10 protein-coding genes are annotated in these 10325 nt (G+C 67.7%); 3 read left to right on the top strand and 7 right to left on the bottom strand.

The features are described 5' to 3' along the window. Window positions 1–208 precede the first annotated feature (208 nt). Together B0E53_RS27715 and B0E53_RS27710 are read right to left on the bottom strand one after the other, a co-directional pair. On the bottom strand, window positions 209–1621 hold the full coding sequence (locus B0E53_RS27715) for a hypothetical protein (protein ID WP_246835626.1): 1413 nt from the start codon (window positions 1619–1621) through the stop codon (window positions 209–211). Window positions 1622–1977: 356 nt separating this feature from the next. After that, the gene (locus B0E53_RS27710; RefSeq protein WP_107078715.1) at window positions 1978–3645 is read right to left on the bottom strand and encodes a tetratricopeptide repeat protein; all 1668 of its coding nucleotides are present in this window, start codon (window positions 3643–3645) and stop codon (window positions 1978–1980) included. 865 nt (window positions 3646–4510) lie between these two features. Here B0E53_RS27710 and B0E53_RS27705 point away from each other — a divergent pair. Then, the gene (locus tag B0E53_RS27705; RefSeq protein ID WP_146167790.1) at window positions 4511–5134 is read left to right on the top strand and encodes a hypothetical protein; all 624 of its coding nucleotides are present in this window, start codon (window positions 4511–4513) and stop codon (window positions 5132–5134) included. 126 nt (window positions 5135–5260) lie between these two features. Here the strand turns inward: B0E53_RS27705 and B0E53_RS27700 are convergent, their stop codons facing one another. Together B0E53_RS27700 and B0E53_RS27695 are read right to left on the bottom strand one after the other, a co-directional pair. After that, entirely contained in the window at window positions 5261–6433 is a 1173-nt protein-coding gene (locus B0E53_RS27700; protein ID WP_246835627.1) for an IS701 family transposase, read from the bottom strand. Window positions 6434–6895: 462 nt separating this feature from the next. Continuing rightward, the gene (locus B0E53_RS27695; RefSeq protein ID WP_210406236.1) at window positions 6896–7168 is read right to left on the bottom strand and encodes a hypothetical protein; all 273 of its coding nucleotides are present in this window, start codon (window positions 7166–7168) and stop codon (window positions 6896–6898) included. A 287-nt stretch (window positions 7169–7455) separates the two neighbouring features. Between B0E53_RS27695 and B0E53_RS27690 the strand changes: the two genes are divergently transcribed. Continuing rightward, the gene (locus B0E53_RS27690; protein ID WP_107078712.1) at window positions 7456–7797 is read left to right on the top strand and encodes a hypothetical protein; all 342 of its coding nucleotides are present in this window, start codon (window positions 7456–7458) and stop codon (window positions 7795–7797) included. Between the two features lie 137 nt (window positions 7798–7934). Here B0E53_RS27690 and B0E53_RS39725 read toward each other — a convergent pair whose 3' ends face one another. Continuing rightward, window positions 7935–8339, bottom strand: coding sequence for a hypothetical protein (locus B0E53_RS39725; protein ID WP_246835625.1), 405 nt, complete (start codon window positions 8337–8339; stop codon window positions 7935–7937). A 1-nt stretch (window position 8340) separates the two neighbouring features. Here B0E53_RS39725 and B0E53_RS39720 point away from each other — a divergent pair, with 1 nt between their 5' ends. Beyond that, window positions 8341–8610 (top strand): hypothetical protein, encoded by a 270-nt coding sequence (locus tag B0E53_RS39720; RefSeq protein ID WP_246835624.1) that lies wholly within the window; start codon window positions 8341–8343, stop codon window positions 8608–8610. A gap of 262 nt (window positions 8611–8872) precedes the next feature. Here the strand turns inward: B0E53_RS39720 and B0E53_RS27680 are convergent, their stop codons facing one another. Both B0E53_RS27680 and B0E53_RS27675 read right to left on the bottom strand, forming a co-directional pair. Next, window positions 8873–9181, bottom strand: a complete 309-nt coding sequence (locus B0E53_RS27680; RefSeq protein WP_107078710.1) for a hypothetical protein — start codon at window positions 9179–9181, stop codon at window positions 8873–8875. A 170-nt stretch (window positions 9182–9351) separates the two neighbouring features. Further along, window positions 9352–9585 (bottom strand): hypothetical protein, encoded by a 234-nt coding sequence (locus B0E53_RS27675; RefSeq protein ID WP_348639678.1) that lies wholly within the window; start codon window positions 9583–9585, stop codon window positions 9352–9354. Window positions 9586–10325 lie beyond the last annotated feature (740 nt).

The raw sequence follows: 10325 nt of genomic DNA, 5'->3' as shown, positions 1-10325 counted from the left end.
CCGGAGACCTCAGCCTTTATCGATCACCGCCACGCCGGCACCTCACCACCCGCCGACCCCTTACCAAACACGGCCTAGCCGGGTGCTCTACCACTGAGCTACAACGGATCTCCACAGGCCTCGCCGGCTGGGCTCGAACCAGCGTCCACTCGGACCAGAGCCGGGCGCTCTTCCACTGAGCTACGACGGGCGCGATCATGCTGCCCGATCACGGCTTGACATGTCCACCCCGTTCCGGCAGCTCGCTGATCACGACGTCCCGCGGGATCGGCGACGGCTCCAAGCCGCCCTTGAGCATTTTTCCGGAAAACGCGCCATCGGCCCGCAGCATCGACGCCCACAGCGGGTCCGCGATCGATACCCCATGTAGCAACTCGGGCGTGGGCCGGAACACGCCGGTGGCCGCGGGTGTCTTGGGCCCTACCCAACCCGACTTGACCGGGTCGACGCCACCATCGGCGCATGCCGCCTCCACATCCGTACGGGTGCAGCCGGCGGTGCCGTCGAGCACGTCCCACGGCAGCGGCAGCCGAGCCCACACGCCCACGTCGGGGTGCAGGCCGCCGCCGGCCGACCGGTGCCACGCCGCCAGGTCCGCCGCGATCAGCATCATCGCCTTGCCTGGGCAGGACGTCTGCAGCAGTCCAAGGCTGCCGGAGGCGTCGAGCGCGGCGATCCAGGCGGCCCGCGCGGCGTTGTACGCCCCGCACAAGAGGTTCCACGTCGACGAGTCGTTACCCCGCCTTACGATCATGATGGCCTGGTCGAACTCGCTGGCCGCCCATACCCGCTTGAGTAAACACGCGACCTGGCGCATCGTCGCCCACCACCGGCCCAGCAGCTCACCACGCTGCGCGTCGGTCAGCCGGGCGAGCACAGTCGGCGTCGGGTGGGCCTGCGCGATCATCCACCAGTCGGTCGCCGGGTTGGCGGTGCAGTGCTTGAACAGCAGGTCGGCAATGTCGTCGTACGGGTTGTCCCGCCCTGACAGCGTGAACTCTCGCCGCAACTTGCGTTTGGCGGTTAGATACGCCACGAAGCACCCCGCCCACGGATCTGCCAGAAACGCATCCCGCTCGATGCTCGCCGCGAACCCTGCCCGCGCGACCATCGTCAAATGCCGCTTGTTCTGCTCGACCGCCAACCTGTCGGCTTTCGCCAACAGTCGCTGCGTCACCCGGAACCGCCGGTTGTACTGCCGCTTCGACAACTCGATCCCGGCCGCGGCCCGGCCCTCCCGGTTCAACCGATCACGCAGGAAGTCCAGCCGGGCTGGATCGACGGCACCCAACGATTCGCTCAGGCGGGCCGAGAAATCCAGCAGCGAAACGGGATTGTCCGGGTCGATGCCGCCTAGCTGCAGCTCGAACAGCCGCGCTGCGGCGTCCATCTGACGGGCACCTCCGACCGGCCGCGCGAAGTCCGCTGGCATCGAACTCCACCCGTTCCAGCGTGATGCCGCGCGAGCCGCCCGCCCCAACGTCATCCGGTCTCGGAGCCCTAACTGGCCGCCCACCACCCGCAACACGAGATGCGCAACCTCCTCTGGTCGGCGCCGCTCATCGAGCGACGTGTGCAGCGCGACCAGGGCATCCTCAGCAGAGGTCTCGGCGATCGACATGGCGGGCATCCTGGCAGGCACGAAGAGAACCAAGCAATCCGATTCGCCACGGCGCCTGACACCGCACCCGGGAATGCTCAATGTCAGCTCCTCAACTGGTGTCTACCGTGGAGGTGGTATGCGACTCACTACCGGACAGCGCGCTACGAGGTGCTGTGCGCCACGTCGTTGAAGCCGATATATCGTCGTTTGTCCTTGATCATCGCTTCTACCATGCGCTCATCGGCTACTTCTTTATTTGGATCTACGACCCCTGGCCGGCCAGGCTGGGTCGAGGTAGCCGGTGGGATCGCTCTGTTTGCGTGGTGGCGTGATGCTAGCCGGCTGAAGCCGCTGAGCGGACGCCGTGCCAACGCTCAGCCGGAGGCGGAACTTCCTTGTTGGTACTCCGCCCACAACTCCTCCGCCTCCCGCGCCATGACCTGCGCATTGCGCGCCTTCTTCTTGCTGTAGCTCGGCGTGGCCCCGTGCCGCCGCGCCTGCCGTGCACCGAGGCGGGGCAGATTCTCGAGCCGTGCCGCCTGATCCTCGAGCGCAAACGACAAGATCTTTAGGTTGGCTGCCCGGTTGCCGGCGACCGCCTCGCGAGCGACTGCGACAGCTTCCTCGCCGAGCGCCAGCGCCTCGACCGTGCGGCCCGCGTCGTCCAGCCGTACCGCCTGTCGCCTCAGCATCTCTGCGTGTCGCGACAGGATTGCGGGCCGGTTCGCCGCCGCGAACTCGCGCTGCAGTTCGAGGGTCTCTGCGCCGACGACCAGAGCCTCGTCGAGCCGGCCGGACCCGGACAGCCCGTTAGCCAGGTTCGACAGCGACAGTGCCAGATCGCGCAGGTGCCCGGCCCGGTTGTCAGCAACGAGCTCCCGGCGCATCTGCACAGCTTCTGCCGTGAGCGCGAGGCTGGCCGTTCGATCCTCGGTGACGGCTCCAAGGTTGCTCACCGCCTCGGCCAGCCTCGACAGGTAGGCGCCCCGGTCGACAGCGGCCAGTTTCCGATACAGCTGAACCGCCTCATCGGTCGCGGCCACGGCCTCCGCATTCCGGTCCATGTCACCGAGCCGCCCGCCGTACGTGTCCAGGCACGAGGCGAGCAGCGGATGATGCGCCTCGGGCTGGGCTGCGACCAGTTCACGACTCAGTTCGACCGCCTCCGCGGCCGCCGCCAGAGCCTCCGCCGGTCGTCGTACTGCGGCCAGGCAAACCGCCTGGTTCTTCAAGGCAATCACCAAGTAGACGAGACCCCGTGGCCGGCTGTGCGCCATCGTCTCACGGAAATGCGCGACCGTCTCGGCGCCGACCTCGACCGCCTCCTCCCACCGCCCCGCCTCGAACAGCCGGTTGGCGTGGAGGCTCAAGACCCTCCCCAGGGCGTTGTGCATCTCCGAGCCGACCGGTTGATCCGCGGCCAGCCCGCGCTGCAACCGTAGGGCGCGGTCGCTGACTTGCAGCGCCTCGGCGGGGTGACCGGTCGCCGCCAACGCCAGCGCGTAGGGCTCGACCAGCCGGGACAGCAGGACGTCAGGGTATGCCTCCATCAGCGCCAACGCCTCACGGCCGACAGCCAGCGCCTCCGGCGCCCGGCCCGAATTCATAAGCCGGCTGGTGAGTGCGCCAAGGGCCTCGGCAAGCTGCTCCTCATGGCGGCGGTCGATGGTGTAAAGCTCCCGGGCCAGCCGGACCGCCTCCTCGGCACGCTCCAGCGCCTCCGCCGACCGCCCAGCGTTCGATAAGTAGTAGGAGAGGTTGGCGCATGCCAACACGAGAACGGGCAGAACGGAGCCACGGTCCCGCGCTGCCAAGTCATGCAACATCTCCACAGCCCGGCGACCCGTCTCCACCGCGTCGTCGAAACGGCCGGCGCGGAACAGATCCACCGCCTCATCGACGACCGCCCCGACCCGGCGCAGCGGTGCGTCCTCCCGCGCTCCCCGCCGCAGCCATTTGCGCCAACCCGCCAACGCCACACGGGCGAATATAAGCCCAACGATCAATACCCACGCGGGCGTCGCGCCCAGGTATCCGCCCATCGGCGTGAGCGGACGCAGTCGGCCCGTAAGGCGGAGTCAGGGGCGCTGATGCTTTCGGGCTCGCCGAAGAGGTCACCGCTCAGGAAGCCCTGCTCACAGGGTTTCCGGTGGGATTCGGGTCTCAGCTCCCGGGAACCACACCGGCGCCATCACGACGGCGCTCAGAGCCGTGCGTCGATGCGACAAGGAACTCCTAACAGGCGACAGCGGGCCGCAGAACGAACGCCGGCACCAGCCACGCGGCGAGCAGCTAGCCCTGACCACTTCGGTGTTCTCTCGGAGGTCACGCCGGACCGCTCGCCCGCATCATCACAGGTCATAGCCACTCCGCTCTGCCGGCGTCGGTGAGCACTTCGGGCGCGGTGACCACTTCGCCAACCTGCACCCAATCTGCTCCCACTTGCAAGGCCAGGTTATCCAGCTGCTCCTTACCGCCCTGACCTGCGCACACTCCCCTACCAAGCGACATAGATTGCCGTCGACTGCTGCGCAAAACCGTTGAGCACTCCGTGTGAAGCAGGACGCCGCACCGACTCTGACCTGCGGAAACAGAAACCCGCAGGTCGTGGTGGGTGCAGTTGAATGCCGTTCAGTGCCGTCGGGCGCTGTTCAATGCCGTTCAGTGCACCCGGTTGCTCCCACCCTGCTCCCCAATCCCTGGCCGCGAAACCGGCGGCAGCTGAGGCGGCCGGACCCGGCCGCTGGCGGGCAGTCCAACGCCTACGCGGATGCCGGCTACGCGGTGCAGGGCCCGATGCTGCAATGCGGGAACTGCCCGAGGTCAGCAGTGGCGGCAGTCTGCCCCCATCCCCTTATATCGCCCGGGCAGGGCTCCGGGCATGATGCTGGTGTGTCGGAGGCGGGGATGGCCATCGCCGTATCGAAGCAGTCGGTGCGGCGATGCGGGTGGACGCCGGTTCTGGTGGCGTGGCTCGGGGTCGCCTGGATCGAACTGGCAAACCTTCAGAACGCCTCGCTCCTGCTGTTCCTGATTCCGCCGTTCGAGCTCGCGGTGTGGCTCGTCGCCATCACGCTAACCGTGCGCCTGGCCTACAACGCCCGCGCGGGACGCCGTGCGGCGGCTGGTGCAGCGGCGCTCCTGCTGATCATCGGCGGCTGGTTCACCAACTGGGGCCTGTTCCATCCAGCGTCATACTGGGTCACGCATCGCTGGGCGTTCGACGAGGTGGCCGACGGTGTCCGACAGGGCCAGATCGGCACGTCCCGCGACTACTACGGGAAACTGCTCCCCCGCCACCTTCGGGACCTGTCCACCAACGGCCGCGCAGCGGTCGTCGGCAGCCAGGACGGAAAACCAGCGGTATTCCTGCCCCAATGGGTCGGCATCCCGGACGACGCCGGCGGATACGTCTACCTCAACGCCACACCGCGCCCAGACCTGGTCGTCGACCTGTTCGGCGAACCCGCTCGACTGGCCGGCGGACAGCCCCTCGCCGACGGCTGGTGGTACGTCCTGCCCGGCGACTAGTAGTGCTTTGTTAGGTTCGGTGGCGTTTGTTGCGTTGCAGGGGCTTCACGGGTTGGTGGCAGGTGATGCAGGCGCCGGTCCAGGTCGCGAGGAGTCGTTGCAGCTCGCGGATGACGGTGTAGAGGGTCAGGCCGGCGCAGCCGCTTTTGGGTCCAGGCGTAGTTCGGTGATGAACAGGTGCGCGGCGGTGACGAGGGTGACGTGGCGGTGCCAGCCGGTGAAGGATCGGCCTTCGAAGTGGTCCAGGCCGAGGCCGGTCTTCAGCTCGCGGTAGTCGTGTTCGATGCGCCAGCGGATCTTGCCGTAGCGGACCAGGTCGGTGTGGCTGGTCGCCTCGGGGAGGCTGGACAGCCAGTACTTGACTGGCTCGGCCTCGTCGTCGGGCCATTGGGCGATCAGCCATCGCTCGGGCAGGAGACCGTCGGCGTCGCGGGCGACGCGGTGGCCTGCCGGGCGTACCCGCAGGAAGATGAACTGGGAGCTCATCGTGCCTTTCGAGCCTTCCCGCCACGTGATCGTCTCGATGTTGGCGCGTCCGGTGGCGCGGACGTGTTCGACCAGGCTGACTGCGGTTTTGGGGTAGCGCGGGTCGGTGCGGGTCGGTGGGCGGCCACACCCGGACCACACCCGCGGCACCGGTTGCACGTCTGGCTTGTGGGCGAGGGCATCGCCTTTGACCTGTATGATGTAGCCGACCTCACGCTGGTCCAGGGCGCTGCGGAACTGGCTGTTGTCGCCGTAGCCGGCGTCCGCAGCCAGTAGCGGTGGGTGCAGGCCGTGGTCTGCCAGTTCGTCGAGCATCTCCACGACCAGAGCCCACTTCGGGCGATGACGCTCGTCCTCGGGGATCCCGCAGCGAGCCCGGCGAGCGGCCACCTCGAGCAGGTCAGCCTCGTCGACAGCTCGGTCGTCCCACGACGTCGGGAGAAACAGCCGCCAGTCCACCGGGCACGATGCGGTGTCGGTGACGGCGTGGACGCTCACCCCGATCTGACAGTTCGCCACCTTGCCCAACGTGCCGGAGTACTGCCTGGCCACGCCCGGCGAACTCTCGCCGTCTTTCGGGAAGCCGGTGTCATCGACCACCCACGCGACCGGCTTGACCACCTCGACCGCCCGCTGGGCCAGCCGCATCCGCACCGCCGTGGTGTCCCACGTCGAGGTCGTCACGAACTGCTGCAACCCCTGATGATCCACCCCGAGCCGATCCGCCATCGGCTGCATCGACTTGCGCCGCCCATCCAGCAACAGCCCCCGCAGATACGTCTCACCCTTGGCCCGCTGATCCGACCGCACCATGGGGGTGAACACGTCCGCGGCGAACGCCTCAAGCCGTTGCCGCACAACGGAAAGCTCGTCAGGGGTCACCGCAATATCGAACTACCCCGAACCACTCAGACGACTCAACGGCACGCCGACCTAACAAAGCACTACTAGTTCGGACGCTGATCCGGGCAGATCCGCGAACCGACCGAGGCCATCGGGGCGCTGCGCCTGAGTGTCCTCGCCGTCGGTACTCATCCGGATTCGAGACGGTTCGCACGTTGCCGGGCGAATGCCGGACGACCGGCAATCCAGATCGTTACGTCCGTGGCGATCCTGCTGCGGTCGTCGGAGACATACAGCTCGTGCTCGCGCTGATGATCGTCAGCGGGGTCACAACCGCCAGCATGCCACCCGCGTACGACTATCCGGACAGCCCAGATTCCCGCAGGGCGGACAGGGCCCCCGCCAGCACCGCTGCTGCTGGGCCGGTGCGGATCATCGCCGGAAGGTGGTTGGGTCGGCGAGGTATCGATCGAGGTCCGGATCCTCGTGTTCCTCCTCGAATTCGTCCGCGATCACCCACCGGTCACCGAGTTCGGCGCGCAGTTGGTCGAGCGCCCGCCGCACGGCCGCGTTGAAGCCCAGGCACTCCGGCTCGCGCCACGGCCCTGGGTCAGGCGGATAGTCCCAGTTCAGTGAGGCGTCGTACCACTCGACCAACCGAGTCAGCTCATCCCGCAGTGCCGCGCTGATCGGCAGCTTCTCCAAGCGCACCGGATACCCCCAGGCCTGCTGGTCCTGTAAGCCGGTTGGCCACAGGACACCCCCAGACCCCGCGTCGAAGAAGAACCGGGCATGCGGCATGAGCAAGAAGCTTGGCACAAATTTCCAGGAGAAACGACAAGCGTGGCCTGGAACGGATCTCCTCAGCAGGTGGTGGGCTAGCGAGGTGTCCCTCGCTGGGAATCGGTGGCACTCCGCGTCCCACCAGATGTTTCACAGATCAGGGTCCGGCTGGGTGGCACCCCGCCCGGTCGGTGCGTTCCTAGCTGCACATGGACCGCTTCGAGGGCCGCTGCTGGCTGGACTGGTGGGCCAACACCTCGACCCTTCTCGGCAGTGTCGAGGTGGCCGTCGTGATCACCGCCAGCGACACCGGCTGGGACGCCCACGGCCGCCTGACCACCGACACCGTCGAGGACCGCGACGGCTTCGCGTTCCTCTGCGACCAAGACCCCGTCTTCACGCTGCGCTTCGAAGACGGAAGCAACGTCGCCGTCACCGCCCACCCCACCGACGACCACCGCCGGTTCACCCTCACCGAATACACCGGGCCAGCGCGTCGCTCGGTCGAGCATCACATCAACCTAACCCAGCCCCAAGCCCGTCTACGATGAACCTTCCGGATCTTCCCTAGACCACTTTGTCAACCATCAGCTGGGACGGAAACGTCAAACCTCAGGTGGGACTCGACAATTGCCGGGCGGCCGGTCCTGCGCCGGCTGATGGTTGGCACTGCGTCGGCCAGGTATCGTCACGGCTCCGCGAAGATCGTGAGATGGGATGCGACGGTGACGGTACGACGACTCTGGCTCTGCGTGGCGGTCGCCGCGACGCTGCTCACCGCCTCGGCGTGTGACCGCGCCGCCGGGATGCCAGGCACGCCTACCGCCGTGGAGGCGAGTACCTCCACAGGGTCGCCCACCTCCACGCCCACGACGCCGGCGGTAACACCGAGCCGCGCACCCGAACCCGCGCCGACGCCACGGTCCTCGGGGACCCGCCGGTCCCCGGCGGCCCCCACGGCGGCGCCCACGACCAGGAAGGCCACGCAAGCGGCCACCGCGAGCAACAAAGCGGCCTGCACCGCCGTCAAAGGTCCGCTGGAGAAAGCCATCGCCGGGCTGATCACCTTGGGCGGGGTCGCCGCCAGCGCCACCGTGGAGGCCGAGATCGTCAACGCCCGGGCGGAGGCGATCACCCGGCTGGTCAACCTCGACGCGGTGGCGAACAGAGTGGCCGCCGAGCAGACCGACCGCACGCTGCGGAGCAACTTCAGGGCGCTCGCCGTGGCCGCGGGCCTGAAGTACACCAAGATCCGCTCGATCGAGCCCGCCAATGTGGAAGGGCTCGTGAACGTCGCGAGCGACACCGGCGCCCTGGAGGGCGCGGTCGGCAAGCTCGAGCCTGCCTGCGGCAGGTACTGGTAGCCCGCTGCCGGCCGCCTGACGCCGCTCGTCCGGGTCGCCGTCAGCACGGCTGACCAGGGGTTTTCCGTGGTGGGGCGGGCGGGACTCGAACCCGCGACCGAGGGATTATGAGATCAAATAAGCGACCCAGCACGCTGTACGGATGGTCTTCTAGCAGCGGAAAGACGTCTCGACATCTCTCACCACTCCCCCGCTGTCCGGGGACCTCTTGCGGACCAGATGCGGACCGCTCGCGTGGCAGGCCCGGACGCCCGCGGCTTCCTCATCGGCTCGACGGCATCGGCTCGCCGGACAGGCCCCCGTAGACGAGAACGATCAAGAACATGACGCCGGCCGCAGCGAAGATCACGCCAATCACCCGTTCCAGCAGAACGAAGCGCGCTAGACGCTTGTCGTACTGGGCATCCGGAAGCCAGCGCCACGGCGGAACTCGCCGTAGCACGCTCGCGGTGGCCATCGACCGGCGCATGTGCCACTCGGTCACGCCTCGGAAGTTGGTGGCCAAGGCGACACCGATGAGGCCCATGGTCAGACTCATCATGACAGCGGCCGCGAAGCGCCATGTCTCCATCTGACCTCCTTGCCGCGGGTCACCGATCATATGTGGCCCCTGCCTCGCAAAGATCAAGACGTCTCTCGGCCGGCGTCGGTCTTCGCCGCTGACCCGCACCGCTTGTCGGCCGCTGCCGCTTCCTCCGGGGCTCGTCGGTCGGCTTGGCTGTACGGATGGCTGTACAGCCGTCATTCCTCGCGGTCGCTTCTGGCGTGCTTGCGTCGCTCGTCAAGCCGCCGCGACCTGCGGAGGTATTGCCCGGCGTAGGACCGCTGCGCATCGTCCAGCGCCTGCGCGTCCGGGTCCGCGAACGCTTCGTAGTACGCGATCTCGGGCGGGTCGTGGTCGTGCTCGATCAGCCGGCCGAGCGCCCGGGCGTCGTGAGCCAGCGGCGATCTGCTCGCCACCTCTTCGCGCCAGATGTGCCCGCTGCCGTCGTCGTCTTGCACGCGGCGATGGTAGACCTCATCCAGGGTCGGCACTTTCAGTTTGGAAGAGCGTACCCAAAGGCCACAGCCAACGCTGACCACTTCGGTCTTCTCTGGGAGGTCACGCCGGACCGCTCGCCCGCATCATCGCAGGTCAGAGCCCTCCGCTCTGCCGGCCTCGGTGAGCACTTCGGGCGCGGTGACCACTTCGCCAGCCTGCACCCAATCTGCTCCCACTTGCAAGGCCAGGTCATCCAGCAGCTCCTTACCGCCGTGACCTGTGCATACTCCCCTGCCAGGCGACATAGAACGCTGTCGACTGCTGCACAAAACCGTTGAGCACTCTGGTGTGAAGCAGGACGCCGCACCCACTCTGACCTGCGTAAACGAGGATCCGCAGGTGGTGGTGGGTGCAGGTGAGCGCTGTTCCGCGCCGTTGGGCGCCGTTCAGTGCACCGGGTTGCTCCCACCCTGCTCCCCAATCTCGGGCCCCGGAACCGGCAACACCTGATCGGCTGGCCCGGTCGGTCGTCGCGCAGGACCCGCGCCCGTCTGGGCGCCGGACACCGGATGCCGAACCTCCCCCTATGACGCGGACGCGCCTCGGGGTACCGCATCTCTCAGCGCCCGCCGCCGGGGCTCGACCTCTTGAGACTAAGGGCGCGTCTCAGTTGGTGGCCTTGGTCAGCCTGCGGTAGCAGATGAGCAGGCAGCCGATGTCGGCGAACGCGAGG

This window comes from Micromonospora sp. MH33, assembly GCF_003013775.1.
Lineage (GTDB): Bacteria > Actinomycetota > Actinomycetes > Mycobacteriales > Micromonosporaceae > Micromonospora > Micromonospora fulviviridis.
Note: the sequence above shows the minus strand (reverse complement) of the source record. Positions and strands in the feature narration are given on the sequence as shown.

What these genes read in the sequence shown, in the direction of transcription:
- B0E53_RS27715 (WP_246835626.1), bottom strand. Translation starts at nt 1,621, where the DNA reads ATGTCGATCGCCGAGACCTCTGCTGAGGATGCCCTGGTCGCGCTGCAC.
- B0E53_RS27710 (WP_107078715.1), bottom strand. Translation starts at nt 3,645, where the DNA reads ATGGGCGGATACCTGGGCGCGACGCCCGCGTGGGTATTGATCGTTGGG.
- B0E53_RS27705 (WP_146167790.1), top strand. Translation starts at nt 4,511, where the DNA reads ATGGCCATCGCCGTATCGAAGCAGTCGGTGCGGCGATGCGGGTGGACG.
- B0E53_RS27700 (WP_246835627.1), bottom strand. Translation starts at nt 6,433, where the DNA reads ATGGTGCGGTCGGATCAGCGGGCCAAGGGTGAGACGTATCTGCGGGGG.
- B0E53_RS27690 (WP_107078712.1), top strand. Translation starts at nt 7,456, where the DNA reads ATGGACCGCTTCGAGGGCCGCTGCTGGCTGGACTGGTGGGCCAACACC.
- B0E53_RS27680 (WP_107078710.1), bottom strand. Translation starts at nt 9,181, where the DNA reads ATGGAGACATGGCGCTTCGCGGCCGCTGTCATGATGAGTCTGACCATG.